The 15278-nt window shown below is 65.9% G+C and carries 13 protein-coding genes; 12 read left to right on the top strand and 1 reads right to left on the bottom strand.

The genetic code is table 11. From position 1 onward, the window contains the following. Positions 1-68 precede the first annotated feature (68 nt). The 5 genes from AC1M2K_RS10385 (at position 69) to AC1M2K_RS10405 (ending at position 6476) form a co-directional block, all read left to right on the top strand. Positions 69-1604 carry an ABC transporter substrate-binding protein gene (locus AC1M2K_RS10385; RefSeq protein WP_480240928.1) on the top strand — a complete coding sequence of 512 codons (1536 nt, stop codon included), beginning with the start codon at positions 69-71 and terminating at the stop codon, positions 1602-1604. A 92-nt stretch (positions 1605-1696) separates the two neighbouring features. After that, positions 1697-2638, top strand: a complete 942-nt coding sequence (locus AC1M2K_RS10390) for an ABC transporter permease (RefSeq protein ID WP_480237179.1) — start codon at positions 1697-1699, stop codon at positions 2636-2638. After that, positions 2635-4461, top strand: a complete 1827-nt coding sequence (locus tag AC1M2K_RS10395) for a dipeptide/oligopeptide/nickel ABC transporter permease/ATP-binding protein (RefSeq protein WP_480240929.1) — start codon at positions 2635-2637, stop codon at positions 4459-4461. The genes AC1M2K_RS10390 and AC1M2K_RS10395 overlap by 4 nt, the downstream gene beginning before the upstream one ends. Further along, positions 4461-5324, top strand: a complete 864-nt coding sequence (locus AC1M2K_RS10400) for an ATP-binding cassette domain-containing protein (protein WP_480237366.1) — start codon at positions 4461-4463, stop codon at positions 5322-5324. Before AC1M2K_RS10395 ends, AC1M2K_RS10400 begins: the two co-directional genes overlap by 1 nt. Positions 5325-5411: 87 nt before the next feature. Beyond that, a complete protein-coding gene (locus tag AC1M2K_RS10405; protein WP_480240930.1) occupies positions 5412-6476 on the top strand; it encodes a LacI family DNA-binding transcriptional regulator in 1065 nt (354 codons plus the stop codon). Positions 6477-6508: 32 nt separating this feature from the next. Here the strand turns inward: AC1M2K_RS10405 and AC1M2K_RS10410 are convergent, their stop codons facing one another. Next, positions 6509-7369, bottom strand: a complete 861-nt coding sequence (locus AC1M2K_RS10410) for a sugar phosphate isomerase/epimerase family protein (RefSeq protein ID WP_480240931.1) — start codon at positions 7367-7369, stop codon at positions 6509-6511. Positions 7370-7533: 164 nt separating this feature from the next. On the opposite strand from AC1M2K_RS10410, the gene uxaC reads away from it, so the two are divergent. The 7 genes from uxaC (at position 7534) to AC1M2K_RS10445 (ending at position 15276) form a co-directional block, all read left to right on the top strand. Continuing rightward, entirely contained in the window at positions 7534-8946 is a 1413-nt protein-coding gene (uxaC, locus tag AC1M2K_RS10415) for a glucuronate isomerase (RefSeq protein WP_480240932.1), read from the top strand. Further along, positions 8943-10376 carry a mannitol dehydrogenase family protein gene (locus tag AC1M2K_RS10420; RefSeq protein ID WP_480240933.1) on the top strand — a complete coding sequence of 478 codons (1434 nt, stop codon included), beginning with the start codon at positions 8943-8945 and terminating at the stop codon, positions 10374-10376. Before uxaC ends, AC1M2K_RS10420 begins: the two co-directional genes overlap by 4 nt. 448 nt (positions 10377-10824) lie before the next feature. Next, positions 10825-11040 (top strand): hypothetical protein, encoded by a 216-nt coding sequence (locus AC1M2K_RS10425; RefSeq protein ID WP_480237173.1) that lies wholly within the window; start codon positions 10825-10827, stop codon positions 11038-11040. 32 nt (positions 11041-11072) lie between these two features. Further along, entirely contained in the window at positions 11073-12557 is a 1485-nt protein-coding gene (gene uidB, locus AC1M2K_RS10430) for a glucuronide transporter (RefSeq protein WP_480240934.1), read from the top strand. Between the two features lie 39 nt (positions 12558-12596). After that, positions 12597-13835: a D-mannonate dehydratase ManD gene (gene manD, locus AC1M2K_RS10435; protein ID WP_480240935.1), complete on the top strand. Its 1239-nt coding sequence runs from the start codon at positions 12597-12599 to the stop codon at positions 13833-13835. A gap of 16 nt (positions 13836-13851) precedes the next feature. After that, the gene (locus AC1M2K_RS10440; protein WP_480237170.1) at positions 13852-14391 is read left to right on the top strand and encodes a gluconokinase; all 540 of its coding nucleotides are present in this window, start codon (positions 13852-13854) and stop codon (positions 14389-14391) included. A 282-nt stretch (positions 14392-14673) separates the two neighbouring features. Beyond that, positions 14674-15276 (top strand): 50S ribosomal protein L25/general stress protein Ctc, encoded by a 603-nt coding sequence (locus tag AC1M2K_RS10445; RefSeq protein ID WP_480237169.1) that lies wholly within the window; start codon positions 14674-14676, stop codon positions 15274-15276. Positions 15277-15278 lie beyond the last annotated feature (2 nt).

Genomic DNA, 15278 nt, shown 5'->3' on the forward strand with positions numbered 1-15278 from the left:
AGGCCCGCTTCGCCCCTTCACCCGGAGAAAGATCCGGTCCTTCCCGCAAAGATGCACAGGAGCCAACAATGAAGTTCGGTAATTCACTCAAAGTCGCTGCGTTCGCAGCCGGGGCAGCAGTGCTGCTCTCGGGTTGCGGAGCCGGTGGTTCGACCCCGGCCGGCGACAAGACGTCAGCCCGCGGCGGAACTCTCACACTCGGCGCCGTCGTCGACATCCCGTCGTGGGATCCCAGCCAGGCCCACGTGGGTCACGCGCTCCAGCCGTACCAGGCCGCGTACGATTCGCTCATTCTCCGCGAGCCGGACGGCACCCTGAGCCCGATGCTCGCCACGAAATGGGAGTACGACGAGTCCCTCACCAAGCTCACCGTCGACCTTCGGACCGATGTGACGTTCAGCGATGGCGAGGACTTCACCCCGGAAGCAGCGAAGGCCAACCTCGAAGGCTTCACGGCATCCAACGGACGTCAGGCCGCGCAGGCCAAGGCCCTCGACTCCGTCAGCGTCGTCGACGAGGACACGATCGAGATCGCGCTCACGTCACCTGACCCCGCTTTCGAGTACTACCTCAGCCAGGCCCTCGGCCTGATGGGCAGCCCCGACGCCCTCGGCACCGATGAGATCGCCGCCGACCCGGTCGGTTCAGGCCCATACGTGATGGATGCCAAGGCCTCGGTCGTCGGTTCCCAGTACACCTTCACCGCTCGCGAGGACTACTGGAACAAGGACCTCCAGAAGTTCGACAGCATCGTCTTCAAGGTGCTCACGGACCCGACCGCCCGGACCAACGCGATCGTCTCCGGCCAGGTCGACGCGACCCTGGTGGACGCCCGCGCCGCAGCGCAGGTCGAGGGCGCTGGCCTCACGCTCAGCGACAACCAGGTCGACTGGGCAGGACTGCTCCTCCTCGACCGCGACGGCGCACTCAACCCGGCAATGGGCGACGTCAAGGTTCGCCAGGCGATCAACTACGCTCTGGACCGCGAGAGCATCCTCGAGCAGTTCCAGCTCGGCTACGGCACCGTCACCAACCAGGTCTTCGGGCCGGACAGCGGCGCGTATGTGGATGAACTCGATGAGAGCTACCCGTACGACCCCGAGAAGGCGAAGGAACTCCTCGCTGAGGCAGGCTACGAAGACGGCTTCGACCTGACCATCCCGTCCTTCGTCGGCCTCGAATCCCTGATGGCCATCCTGACCCAGCAATTCGCAGATGTCGGCATCACGCTCACGTCCGTGACAGTTCCTCCGGCCAACATCGTGACGGACATCTCTTCTGGCAAGTACCCGGCTGCATTCTTCTTCCTCTTCCAGGGCGAACCGTGGGTGGCCATCAACCAGATGATCTCCACTGACGCGTTGTACAACGCATTCGACTCGACCGACCCTGAACTGCAGGAAATGATCGACGCTGTCCGCACCGGTGGCGACGAATCGGCCGAACTCGCGAAGGACGTCAACACGTACGTCACCGAAAACGCCTGGTTCGCCCCCTTGTTCCGCGTCGACCAGATGTTCTACATCAACGGCAAGAAGATCACCTCGACGCCGCAGACGCAGCAGGCTGTTCCGTCCATCTACAACTTCGCTCCGGCGAGCTAACACCCATCGACGCGCCGATTCCCGGCGCGGGGGCGGATGCATCGGCATCCGCCCCACCCCCGCATACCTCAACCAACTTGCAATGGAGCAGCATGGTTACCTTCACTCTCAAGCGTCTCGCGGCGGGAGTCGTCCTCCTCGCGGCGATCAGCATCCTGACCTACACGCTTCTGTACTTCTCCAGCTCGAACATCGCCAGGAACATCCTCGGGGACCAGGCGACGGAGGGGGCCGTCGCGCTCAAGGAGGCCGAGCTCGGCCTCGACCAGCCACTCCCCGTCCGCTTCTTCGGCTGGGCAGGGTCCGCGATCACCGGTGACCTCGGCCGCTCCTGGTTCAGCGCCGAGACGGTCGCCGACGCCCTCACCAACCGGCTCCCGATCACCCTCACCCTCGTCGTCGTCGCCATCCTCCTCACCGCGATCGTCGCCACTGCCCTCGGCATGGCCGCAGCGGTGAAGCGCGGCTGGGTCGACCGGGTGGTGCAGATCGGCGCCGTCATCGGAGATGCCATCCCCGGGTTCGTCCTCGCCATCGTCCTCGTCACCGTCCTGGGCATCCAGCTCGGATTCTTCCCCGCCATCTCGACGATCACGCCTGGAGCAGGCGCGGATGCCTGGATCGCCTCGATGGCCCTTCCGGTCATCGCCCTCACCATCAATGCCGTCACCTCAGGCGCCCAGCAGATTCGGAGTGCCGTGATCAAGCAACTGGAGAAGGACTACGTTCGTACGCTCCGCAGCCGCGGCATCTCCGAACGCGAGATCCTGTTCAAGCACGTGCTTCGCAGTGCGGCCCCCGCCGGACTCACCGTGCTCAGCCTGCAGTTCGTCGGCATGCTCGGCGGTGTCGTCATCATCGAGCAGATCTTCGCCCTCCCCGGGATGGGCGCCCTCGCCGTCAGTGCGACGACCCTCGGCGACATCCCGCTCGTGATGGGGGTCGTGCTCTACACGGTCGTCATCGTCATCATCGTCAATCTGGTCGTCGACCTCATCAACGGCTGGCTCAACCCGAAGGTGCGTGTCTCATGACCCAGCAAGTCGACATCCCCGGCCAGGCAGGCACGGTCGTGCGTGCCCACGTCTTCCGCCGCATACTGAGGAACCCGCTCGGTGTCCTCGCCCTCTCCGTCCTCAGCATCGTGGTGCTCGTGGCCGTCTTCGCCCCTCTCATCGCTCCGTTCGACCAGAACTTCGCGAACATCACCAATACGCTGGCGCCCCCAGGCGGCGACAACCTCCTCGGTACCGACAGCGCCGGCCGGGACGTGTTCAGTCGGCTCGTTTACGGAGCACAACTCACCCTGCTGTCCGCGTTGCTCTGCGCGATCGTCGCCATCGCCATCGGATTGCCCACCGGCCTGATCGCCGGGTACTACGGCGGAAAATTCGACCAGGTCGCAAGCTGGTTCGCGAACATGCTGATGAGCCTCCCGGGCATCATCGTCCTCCTCTCCGTCCGAGCCGCCTTCGGTCCGTCGGTCTGGACGAGCATGATCGTCTTCGGCGTGCTGATCAGTCCCGGCTACTTCCGGCTCACACGGACGGCGGTGCAGTCGGTCCGCAACGAGTTGTATGTCGATGCGGCACGAGTGGCGGGTCTCAGCGACGTGAGCATCATCACCAGGCACATCTTCAGCGTCGTACGGGCCCCGATCATCATCCAGACCGCGATGGTCTGCGGAGTGGCGATAGCCATCCAGTCCGGACTCGAGTTCCTCGGTCTCGGTGACCCGAGTGAGGCCACCTGGGGCGTCATGCTCAGTGACGGGTTCCGCAACGTCTACCTCAACCCCCTCCTCCTGCTCTGGCCAGGTCTCGCCATCGGCCTCACGATCGGTGCGCTCGTCCTCCTCGGGAACGCCGTGCGCGATGCTCTGGAGGACGGCCAGAAGATCCCGAAGCCGAAGAAGACGATCGTCCCGGCGCCGTCGCCGCGCAGTGACACCCCGTCACCGCGCACGGGGAAGCTCCGCAAGATCATCGCGAAGGTCGAAGCCGGAACCGAGAAACATCTGCTCAAGGTCAACCACCTCGCTGTCGGCTACCCGCAGGCAGACGGGTCGATCAAGAAGGTCGTCGACGACGTGTCCTTCTCCCTCGACCGCGGAGAAGTCCTCGGGATCGTGGGGGAGTCGGGCTCCGGCAAGTCCCAGACCGCCTTCTCCATCCTCGGCCTGCTCCCGGATACGGCGCGGATCGTCGGAGGCAGCATCCAGTTCGACGGAAAGTACTCGGTCGCTCCTGGCGACGAGACTGTGCACCAGGACCGCCTCCGAGACCTCCGCGGCAAGCGCATCTCGTACATCCCGCAGGAACCGATGTCGAACCTCGACCCGGCATACACCGTCGGGTCCCAGCTCGTCCGACCGATGGTCACAGTCCTCGGGATCTCCAGAGCCGAAGCGAAGAAGCGGGCCATCGCTCTCCTGGAGAGCGTCGGAATCGTCAACCCGCAGCGAACATTCGACGCCTATCCACACGAGGTGTCTGGCGGGATGGCGCAGCGTGTGCTCATCGCCGGAGCGATCAGCTGCGAACCGGACCTCATCATCGCGGACGAGCCGACCACGGCGCTTGACGTGACCGTCCAGGCGGAGGTGCTCGACCTGATCCGCGACCTGCAGAAACGTCTGGGCGTCGGTGTCATCCTCGTCACCCACAACTTCGGTGTCGTCGCAGACCTCGCCGATCGTGTCGTCGTAATGAAGAGCGGCCGGGTGGTCGAGTCCGGCGAAGTCCGTGACATCCTCCGCAATCCGCAGGATCCGTACACGCAGACCCTGCTCGGCTCGATGCTCGAAGGCAAGACGCCGATGTCCATGCTCACGACAACCGGAAAGGACGGTGCATGATGGGCGACCGTCTCCTCACCATCGACAGCCTCAACGTGGAATACCCGGGCTCGGGCTTCCGGGCGAAGTCGTTCCGCGCACTGACCGACATCAACATCTCCATCGGGCAGGGCGAAACGCTCGGTCTCGTCGGAGAGTCCGGGTCGGGCAAGACGACGCTCGGCAGGGCCGTCCTCGGCCTCGCCCCGGTCACCGCCGGCTCGATCACCTTCGCTGGACAGGACATCAGCCACGCCAGCCGGAAAAAGCGCAAGGAACTGAGTCGTGACCTCCAGGTCGTGTTCCAGGACCCGTACACATCGCTCAACCCCGCCCTTGAGATCGGAGACATCCTCGCCGAACCGCTCGGTGTCCAGGGCATCGGTAAGGCGGCGGCCCGCAAACGCGTCGGAGAGCTCCTCGATCAGGTCGGACTGCCGTCGGATGCCGCCCAGCGGCTCCCGCGGGAGTTCTCCGGCGGGCAGCGCCAGCGCGTCGCGATCGCCAGAGCTCTCGCGCTCTCGCCGAAGCTCATCGTCTGCGACGAGCCCGTCTCAGCGCTCGACCTCACCACGCAGGCCCGGGTGCTCGATCTCTTCCTCCAGATCCAGAGGGACACAGGAGTTTCGTACCTGTTCGTGTCGCACGACCTCGACGTCGTGCGCCACATCAGCCACCGGGTGGCCGTGATGTACCGGGGTGAGATCGTCGAACAGGGGCATGCAGGAGACGTCACCGTCACCCCGGAGCATCCGTACACCCAGCGGCTTCTGCTCGCATCACCCGTCCCTGATCCCGACCGCCAGGAGGAGCGCCGCGCGAATCGGCTCCGACTTCTCGCGCAACAGCGTGAACAGGACATCCAGGCCGGCGTCGCGGCGTAGGCCGAGTCGCAAATCCGTGCGATACCGTAGACCCGACCGCAGAGGCGGACGAGACGGCGCCGAGATCGCGCCCGGAGGAGTACCGACATGCCGAGTGACGCCGTAGCCGAAGAACCGCAGCAGCCGGTGCGGCAGCGTGGCCCGCGCGGCGGCAAGTCCGCCCCGACCATTTACGACGTCGCGAAGCTCGCCGGGGTGAACCCGTCGACCGTCTCACGGGCGCTGAGTCAGCCCGGCCGGATCAACATCAAGACCGAGGAGCGGATCCACCAGGCGGCGAAGGAGCTGAACTACCGGCTCAACCCGATGGCCCGCGCCCTGCCGACCGGCCGGACGAACACCCTCGGGCTGCTCCTGGCCGACATCACCAACCCGATGATCTTCGGCATCGTCCGCGGCGCAGAGCACGCGGCATCCGAGCAGGGATACACCCTGGTCATCGCCGAGTCGCAGGAATCGGGGGAGCGCGAGGCGACGACGGCCGAGCGTGTTCAGCCGTCCGTCGACGGCCTGATCCTCGGTACCACCCGACTCAACGACGAACAGATCCAGAAGCTGGCCGAATCGAAGCCGCTCGTGCTGATCAACCGCGACGTTGAAGGCGTGTCGAGCATTCTTCCGGATGTCTCGCCGGGCATCGAGGAGGCACTCGCGCACCTCGAATCCCTCGGCCACACCAGCATCGCCTACCTGTCAGGCCCGGCGACCTCGTGGATGAGCGCGACCAGGTGGGCAAGCCTGCTCGATCGTGCTCCGGCGCGCGGGATGTCGATCGTTGAGATCGGGCCAGGCGTCCCGACCCTCGACGGTGGTCGCGCCGCGCTGTCGCGCGTTGTTGCCGCAGGCGTCACCGCCGTCGTGGCGTACAACGACCTCATGGCCATCGGCCTTCTTCGCGCGGCTGCCGAGCAGGGGATCGACGTCCCCGGGCGGATGAGCATCATCGGCTTCGACGACATCTTCGGTTCGGACTTCACCACCCCTGCACTCACCACCATCCGCACGCCGCTGGCGCTCGCGGGGGAGCGGGCCGTGCGTCTCGCGCTGAGCATGATCAGCGGCGGCGGTGCGGACGTGGCCGCCGATGCCGACGAGCAGCCCATCGTCACCGAACTCGTCATCCGCGGTTCGACCGGGACGCCCAGGCGCTGATCGGGCGTTCCGGGCGAAACCCGGCGGCGATCCTAGAACAGGTCGGCGTAGCCGAGCCTGACGAGGTTGTCCTTCGACGTGGTGAGGCAGTCGAACACGTCCCGCCCGTAGAGGTCGTCCTGTTCGACGAGGAGGTACTTCGCCTCGCTTGCGATGCTCTGTTCGATGATCCCGCGGAAGTCGAGGTTTCCCTCGCCGACCTCGGCGAACTGGACGACGCCGGTAAACGCGGTCATGAAGCCGGGGAAGTCCCCGGCCGCCAGGGCCGTGAACGCCGAGTCGGGCAGCGTGCCGATCCGGTAGTCCTTGAGGTGGATCATCGCCACGCGGTCACCGTACTTCGCAATGGTGGAAACCGGGTCGAGACCTCCGCGCTGGATCCAGTGCACGTCGAGCTCGAGGCCGAGGAGCGGGGCCCGGTCGGCGATGATGTCCAGCAGGTGCTTGCCGTCGTACTTCGCGAACTCGATGTGGTGGTTGTGGTAGTACAGGCTGATCCCGTGCCCGGCGAGGCGTTCGGCCACGTCATTCGTGGCGTCGCAGAAGGCGAGCACCTTGTCGAGAGACCCCATTGCATCGAACGGGAGCATGCCGATGCGGACCATCGACGTATCCAGTGCTTTCGCGTCTGCGACGATCTTGTCGAACCCCGTCGTCAGCGATTCCCCCGGCATCCCCGTAGCGATCGTGAGGTTCGCGGAGAGTGAGGCGATGTCCATGCCGAGTTCATCGCGTGCCCTCGCCAGCTCGGCAACGTTCTCGCCTGTCATCGGGATCTGCGAGATCTCGACGGCCGAGTAGCCGATGTCGCTGACGCGGCGGAGTGTCTCGAACGGACCGACCTCCGCGAAGCTGTCTTTGAGCATCATGGCCTGAACGCCGATTTTCGCCACAGTGAAGTCCTCCATTGGATTCGCGGCCGCCGCCAGTGGAAGCCGGTTGACAGATACCGGGACCGCTGAGCGGGTCCCTCGATAGTCCTCAGTGTGGCACAGGGGCCGTGACTTGGCAACCGGTTGACAAAACGGTAGGGTGCAGATTGAATGAAGGAGTGTCAATGAAGCTGCAACTCGACCAGGACCGACTGTTCCCGTCAGACCCCGCCACGCGTGACGTGGCCAGGGCGCTGTACGGACGGGTCGCAGACCTGCCTATCATCTCCCCGCACGGCCACGTGGACCCAGCGCTCCTCGTCGACGACGAGCCGTTCCCGAATCCGGCCGAACTGTTCATCCGGTTCGATCACTACGTCACCCGGCTCATGCACGCGTCCGGTGTCGGTCTCGACGCTCTCGGCATCCCTGACCGGACCTCTGGTGGGGCCGTTGCGTCCCCCCGCGAGGTGTGGCGCACCTTCAGCGCCCACTGGCACCTCTACGCCGGAACCGCTTCGGGGTACTGGCTGCAGAGCACGTTCAGCGAGTTGTTCGGCATCGACGTGCACCCGGACTCCACCAATGCGGATGCCGTCTTCGACAGGATTCAGGCGTCGCTGGCCACCCCGGCTTTCCGGCCGCGTGCCCTCTTCGAGCGCTTCGGCATCGAGGTGCTGGCCACGACCGACGACCCGATGGACGACCTCGCCGGCCACCGAGCCCTTGCGGGGGACCCGTCCTTCGCCGGTCGTGTGTTGCCCACGTTCCGTCCGGATGCCTACCTCAACCCCGCTGCGCCGGGATGGGCCGCAAATGTGGGCCGGCTCGCCGACTGGAATGGAACATCCCTCTCGAGCTACACGGGTTATCTGGAAGCTCTCGCCGGCCGCCGGCGCTTCTTCGTGGACAACGGGGCCGTCTCGGCCGACCACGGCGTGCTCGAACCGTACACGGTCGACCTGTCGCCATCGGATGCCGCTGCGTTGTTCGACCGCGCGCTCTCCGGCGCGCTCGACGCAGACGAGAGCCGTGCGTTCACCGGACACATGCTGCTCGAGAGCGCCAGGATGAGCGTCGAGGACGGTCTCGTGATGACCGTCCACCCCGGTGTCTACCGCAACCACTCGAGCGAGACCTTCACCGCGTTCGGACCGGACACCGGCCACGACATCCCAGTCACGACCACTTACGTCGAAAACATCCGCCCCCTGCTCGAGAAGTACGGCAACGACAAGGACTTCCACCTGGTCCTGTTCAGCGTCGACGAGACCGTTTACTCGCGTGAGGTCGCGCCCCTGGCCGGCTTCTACCCCAGCGTGTTCATCGGTGCGCCGTGGTGGTTCCTCGACGCCCCCGACTCCGTGCTCAGGTTCCGGTCGGCCGTGACCGAGACGGCCGGCTTCTACCGCAGCTCCGGGTTCATCGACGACACACGCGCATTCCTCTCCATTCCTGCCAGGCACGACATGGCCAGGCGGCTCGACTCCGTGTTCCTCTCCAGGCTCGTCCGCGAAGGACGGGTCGACCAGGCCGCCGCCGAACGCATCGCCGTCGACCTCGTCGACACCCTGCCCCGAAAGGTCTTCAAACTGTGACTTCGCCCTCCGGCACACCCGCCCAGCCGCTCACCCGTGAGACGCATGCCGCCCGTGAGGGGCGACAGGCATCCGTCGCCCCGGTCCGGATCGTCCACATCGGGCTCGGCGCCTTCCACCGCGCGCACCAGGCCTGGTACACGGCCCAGGCCGACCCGGAGGGGGAGTGGGGTATTGCAGCTTTCACCGGACGCAACGCCACCGCCGCACAGGAACTCGCGCCGCAGGGCGGGCTCTACACGCTCATCGAGCGGTCGGCCGATGGGGACTCGGCATCCGTCGTCCCCAGTATCGTCGAGGCAATCGATGGCACCGATCTCGACCGCTTCGTCGACCTTCTGGCCGCATCGACCACCGCCATCGTGACAACCACCGTCACCGAGCCGGGCTATCGCCTCACCTCGGCCGCGCAGCCGAACCTCGATGACGCCGCGGTGCGCGCCGATATCGACTGGCTGTCGGCCGCTCTCGGCGACGAGGCTCCGCCGTCGCTCGCCGGCGGGCCTACGACGACGCTGGGTCGCCTCGTTCTCGGCCTGCACGCCCGCCGGCTGGCAGGCGGCGGACCACTCGCGATCATCCCCTGCGACAACATGCCGGACAACGGCGCATTCGTCGCAACCGGCCTGACGGCTCTCGCGAACCTCGTCGACCCGGCGACCGCATCCTGGATCACCGGCAACGTGTCGTTCGTCTCGACGTCTGTCGACAGGATCACGCCGAGAACGACGTCGGCTGACATCGACCAGGCTGCGCGGATCTCCGGCTGGCTCGATACCGCACCGGTCATCACGGAACCGTTCCGAGACTGGGTCCTGTCAGGCGATTTCCCGGCAGGGCGCCCGGCATGGGAACGCGCAGGAGCACGGTTCGTCGACGACATCGAACCGTTCGAGCGCCGCAAGCTCTGGCTCCTCAACGGCGCCCACAGTCTTCTGGCCTATGCGGCACGCCTGCGGGGTCATCAGACCGTGGCCGCGGCCATCGTCGACGAGACCTGCCTGGCGTGGGTCACAGCCTTCTGGGACGAGGCCTCCAGGCAGTTGCCTGAGGGACTGGACCTCGACGAGTACCGAGCCTCGCTTCTCGAACGCTTTCGAAACGCGCGCATCGAACACCAGCTGGCCCAGATCGGGATGGAGGGCGTGACGAAGCTCAGGGTCCGGGTCGTCGACGTGCTCCTCGCGGAGCGAGCGGCCGGCCGTGACGGCGACGGCGGCATCCGTGCCATCGGGTCGTGGCTGGCCCTGGTGACGGCGGGAACCGAGCTGCCGGACGCCCAGGCGCCCGCGATCGCGACCGCTCTGGCCTCGGGTGACGCCCGGGAGGCCGCACTGCTGCGCCTCATCGACGCCCGGCTCGCCGCAGACGAGAGCCTCCTCTCCGACATCCGGGCCGTCGCCGCGGAAGTCGTGCCCACCCTCGTCTGACGCACGACCCGACGCGGGGCCCGGTGGGATGCCGCGACGCCGCAAAGTGCGCGTTCGCGACTCGTATGCCGACCGTTTGTGACACATGAACGGGTGAAGCGCGTCGCCGCTGGCTCATCCGGCGCGTGCGCCGAGTATCTGCGCCGGAACCCGACATTGGCGACGGATGAACGGATGGTGGGTCACCGCCGATCGCTCGTTGGACGCGACGTGCGGGTTTGCGGACCGTATACCGACCGTTTGTGACACATGAGGGATGCAGGGTCGCCGCCGGGTGGTTCGTCGAACGTGAACCTGGCCGCAGGACATCTTTCGAGACCAGATTGGCAACCGTTTGCCAAATCGAGAAATCCGTGCTTCACTGTTAACCAGCGGCCGGGTATCCCGACCGAAATCATTCGAAGTTTCGCGAGGACGCGTTCCCGCAACGATGCGTAGAGGAGACACCATGTCGGCAGTTGCCTTCCGCCGGTCGGCTCGCTCCGTCGCGTCGCGCACGCTCATCGCAACGATCAGGAATCGACGCGATTCCATCGAGCTCGGCAACCTTGCCATCCTGGCGAGCACCACGACCGGTGAGGTTGCCGACACCACGAGAACGCCAGCGGGTGCCCGCACCTCCTGGCCCATGCTGTTCCGCACGCGGAGCGCCCTCGACGCATAGCCGCTCGCGGCCACACGGGTAAAGGAGCCCCCATGAGTTCGACAACGACGACGCCACCGATCGAGGCGCTCGGCAAGCTGCCGAAGATCAGCATCATCGGGTACGGCGCCGGTGACGCGGCCAACAACCTGGCGTTCACCACGGCCACGATGTTCCTGCTCATCTACTACACGGATGTCGCGGGTATTTCGGCTGCTGCTGCAGGAACACTGCTGCTCGTCGTGCGGGTGTTCGACGCGTTCGCGGACCTGTTCGCCGGCCGCATCGTCGACAAGACCTACAGCAAGCGATTCGGTAAGTTCCGTCCGTTCCTCATGTTCGGCTCGGTTCCGCTCCTGCTGCTGAGCGTGGCCACCTTCTCCATCCCGCAGATCGGTGAAACCGGCGTGCTCATCTACGCCTACCTCACGTACGCGGCCCTCGGCCTCGCCTACAGCCTGGTGAACATCCCGTTCGGTTCGCTCGCCGGCGCGATGACACAGGACCCGGGGGAGCGGGCCAAGCTCGCGAGCGCCAGGACCATCGGCGCCATGATCGTCGGCGCAGGCCTCGGCATCTTCGTCGCGCCCTTGATCACCCCGGAGAACGACCTCCAGTCGATCTTCACGTCGATGACGCTCGGCTTCGTCGTGGTCGGGACGATGCTGTACTTCTTCACGGCGTTCACGGCGAAGGAGCGCGTGAAGCGCGACGTGCCGCACGTGACCATGAAGCAGAGTTTCGCGATTCTCAAGAGCAACAAGCCGCTCGTCATGCTCTGCATCAGCTCGTTCGTGTTCCTCACCGGCATGCTTGCACTCAGTACGGTGCAGCTGTACTACCTGCGTGACGTCCTCGGCGCGCTCCCGCTCTACGCTGTGTTCTCGATCATTCAGCTGGTCATCGTCTTCGGCATCGCCGGCTTCGTGCCGAAGATCGTCCGCACGTTCGGAAAACGCGCCGCATACATGGCCGGCGCAGGAATCATGGCCGTCGGCGGCGTGATCGTCTTCCTCGCCCCGCCGAATCTGGTCTGGCTGGGCTTCAGCGGACTCGTCGTCTGCCAGCTCGGCATCGTGCTCGTGAACATGCTCGTCTGGGCGCTGGAGGCCGACACCGTCGAATACGGCGAATGGAAGACCGGCGTCCGCGCCGAGGGCATCATCTACGCCCTGTTCTCCTTCACCCGCAAGACCGGCCAGGCCGTCGGCGGCGCGCTCGCCGCATACGCCCTCGCCTGGGGCGGTTACGTCTCCGGCGGAGTGCAGCAGTCCGTTCAGGCCGAGTGGGGCATCCGGGCCGGTGCAGGCCTCATCCCCGTGGTGGCATCCGTTCTCGCCATCGTCGTGATGTTCTTCTACCCGCTCACCGACAAGCGTCACAAGGAGATCGTCCTCGAGATCGCCGCGCGCCGCGACGACGCCGGCCAGGATCCGTCGCCGATCGACCCTGCTCTCTCCACCGCTGCCTTCACGGCACAGCGCCCGGCGGCTACGGCGGTCCCGCCGACCGACGTCGACGACCCCGCCGCCAGATAGCCCCTCCTGCGAATCATCCCCAACGACACAAGGAACCCAATGAAAATCGAGAAGGCCGACGTCATCGTCACGAGTCCCGACAGGAACTTCGTCACCCTCAAGCTCACCACGGAGGACGGAATCACCGGCCTCGGTGACGCCACCCTCAACGGCCGGGAACTCGCCGTCGTGGCGTACCTCACCGAACACGTGGTGCCGCTGCTCATCGGCCGTGACGCCCACAACATCGAGGACACCTGGCAGTTCCTGTACCGCAGCGCCTACTGGCGTCGCGGACCGGTGACCATGGCGGCCATCGCCGCCGTCGACGTGGCGCTCTGGGACCTCAAGGCCAAGGCGGCGGGCATGCCGCTCTACCAGCTTCTCGGAGGCGCGTCCCGCACCGGTCTCATGGCATACGGCCACGCATCGGGCAAGTCGCTCCCCGAGCTCTTCGACAGCGTGCGCGAGCACCAGGAACAGGGCTACAAGTCGATCCGGATCCAGACGGGCGTTCCCGGGCTGAAGTCGATCTACGGCATCGCGTCCAACGCGACGTTCGAGGCGAACACCGGCGTGCGCTACGACCACGAACCCGCCCAGCGCGGTGCGCTGCCGGCCGAGGAGGACTGGGACACGCGCAGCTACCTGCGCCACGTCCCCACGGTTTTCGAGGCTGTCCGCAACGAGTTCGGCCCCGAGATCCCGCTCCTCCACGACGGTCACCACCGGATGACTCCGATCCAGGCCGCGAAGCTCGGCAAGTCGCTCGAACCGTACGACCTGTTCTGGCTCGAGGACTGCACGCCCGCCGAGAACCCCGAAGCCCTGCGCCTCGTGCGCCAGCACACAACGACCCCGCTTGCCATTGGAGAGATCTTCAACACGGTCTGGGACTACCAGCAGATCATCCGTGAACAGCTCATCGACTACGTGCGGAGCGCCGTCACCCACACGGGCGGAATCAGCCACCTCAAGAAGGTGCTCGACTACGCGTCGCAGTACCAGATCAAGTCGGGCATGCACGGACCGACCGACATTTCGCCGGTCGGAATGGCCGCGGCCATGCACCTCGGCATGTCGATCCACAACTTCGGCATCCAGGAGTACATGCAGCACGGAGAGAAGACCAACAGCGTCTTCGAGCAGTCGTTCACCTGGAACGACGGCATGCTGCACCCGGGCAACAAGCCGGGTCTCGGCGTCGAGCTCAACGTCGACGAGGCAGGCAAATACCCGTACGAAACCGCCTACCTGCCGTACAACCGGCTCGCCGACGGCACCGTCCACGACTGGTAACAGGCAGAATCGACGCATGACGAATTCACACGGAACATCCGAGGGCGCCCAGATCATCGTGATGGGGGTGTCGGGGTCGGGCAAGAGCACGATCGGCGCGCTCATCGCCGGCGCCCTCGGGGTTCCGTTCGTCGATGGTGACGCGCTGCATCCCCAGTCGAACGTCGAGAAGATGGCCGGCGGGACCCCGCTGAACGACGACGATCGCTGGCCGTGGCTTGCGACAGTCGGCTCCACCCTCGCCACAGCGGGCAAGGAGGGAACGGGAATGGTGATCGCGTGCTCAGCACTCCGCCGTGTCTACCGGGATGTCATCCTGAAGAACGCGCCGGCGACGCGGTTCGTGCACCTCTCCGGCTCGCGCGAGGTGCTGGCCTCACGCCTCGAGGGCCGCAGCGACCACTTCATGCCGCCCAGTCTCCTCGATTCGCAGTTCGCGGCCCTCGAGCCCCTGGCGGACGACGAGCCGGGAATCGTCGTCGACATCGACCAGGCCGTCCCCGCCATCGTCTCCGAAGCCGTCGACGCGATCAACTCCGTCAACGCCGAGCGCTGATCGCCCGCCGTCTCTCGCTTGCCCGCGTTACCGCTCCGCGTTACCGCTCCGCGTCATGGGGTAGACTTGGCGACTGAACTTCGGCGAGGGATGCTGCACAGCGGCATCCGTAATCGACGCGGTGGGCAAGGCACCCAGGATTTTCTCCAGGAACCGGCTTTTCCTCACGCTGACATGCGTTCGAGTTGACACGGAGTCCGGTTCGCCGGCCCTCCTCCCAGACCATCCGGAGTGCGCTCCGGTTCACGCGAAAGAGCCCAGGCTCACCCCAAGGAGATCACCATGGCTGACGACAACAAAGTAGTCGCAGAAACCCGCACCTCATTCGGCAAGGGTGCGGCGCGCAAGCTTCGCGCCGCAGGCAAGATCCCGGCCGTCATGTACGGTCGCGGCACCGAGCCGAAGCACGTTGCGCTCCCCGCGCACCAGATCGGCCTCATCATCCGCAAGTCGAACGCGGTCCTCGAGCTCGAAATCGACGGCAAGCAGAGCCTCGCCCTCGTCAAGGACGTCCAGAAGGACCCCGTGCTCCGCATCATCGAGCACCTCGACCTCATCGTCGTCATCAAGGGCGAGAAGGTCACCGTGGACATCCCCGTCCACCTCGAGGGCGAGTCCGCTCCCGGCTCCGTCGTCAACCGCGACGCGACCACGCTGTCCATCGAGGCCGAGGCGACTCACATCCCCGAGAACCTCACCGTCTCGATCGAGGGCCTCGAGGTCGGTGCGCACATCCTCGCCAAGGACGTCCCGCTGCCCACCGGCTCCAGCCTGCTCAGCGACCCCGACCTGCTCGTCGTCGCGATCGCCGAGCCGGAGGAGACCGAAGAAGAAGCCGAAGCTGCAGCCGAGGCCGAAGCAGCCGAGACTCCGGCCGCCGAGTAACG

Source organism: Mycetocola sp. Y171, from assembly GCF_056713165.1.

Excerpts from the sequence above, each read along its gene's own strand:
- AC1M2K_RS10385 (WP_480240928.1), top strand. The coding sequence starts at position 69 with ATGAAGTTCGGTAATTCACTCAAAGTCGCTGCGTTCGCAGCCGGGGCA.
- uxaC (WP_480240932.1), top strand. The coding sequence starts at position 7,534 with ATGAAGCTGCAACTCGACCAGGACCGACTGTTCCCGTCAGACCCCGCC.
- AC1M2K_RS10405 (WP_480240930.1), top strand. The coding sequence starts at position 5,412 with ATGCCGAGTGACGCCGTAGCCGAAGAACCGCAGCAGCCGGTGCGGCAG.
- AC1M2K_RS10425 (WP_480237173.1), top strand. The coding sequence starts at position 10,825 with ATGTCGGCAGTTGCCTTCCGCCGGTCGGCTCGCTCCGTCGCGTCGCGC.
- AC1M2K_RS10400 (WP_480237366.1), top strand. The coding sequence starts at position 4,461 with ATGGGCGACCGTCTCCTCACCATCGACAGCCTCAACGTGGAATACCCG.
- AC1M2K_RS10440 (WP_480237170.1), top strand. The coding sequence starts at position 13,852 with ATGACGAATTCACACGGAACATCCGAGGGCGCCCAGATCATCGTGATG.
- AC1M2K_RS10395 (WP_480240929.1), top strand. The coding sequence starts at position 2,635 with ATGACCCAGCAAGTCGACATCCCCGGCCAGGCAGGCACGGTCGTGCGT.
- uidB (WP_480240934.1), top strand. The coding sequence starts at position 11,073 with ATGAGTTCGACAACGACGACGCCACCGATCGAGGCGCTCGGCAAGCTG.
- AC1M2K_RS10445 (WP_480237169.1), top strand. The coding sequence starts at position 14,674 with ATGGCTGACGACAACAAAGTAGTCGCAGAAACCCGCACCTCATTCGGC.
- AC1M2K_RS10390 (WP_480237179.1), top strand. The coding sequence starts at position 1,697 with ATGGTTACCTTCACTCTCAAGCGTCTCGCGGCGGGAGTCGTCCTCCTC.
- manD (WP_480240935.1), top strand. The coding sequence starts at position 12,597 with ATGAAAATCGAGAAGGCCGACGTCATCGTCACGAGTCCCGACAGGAAC.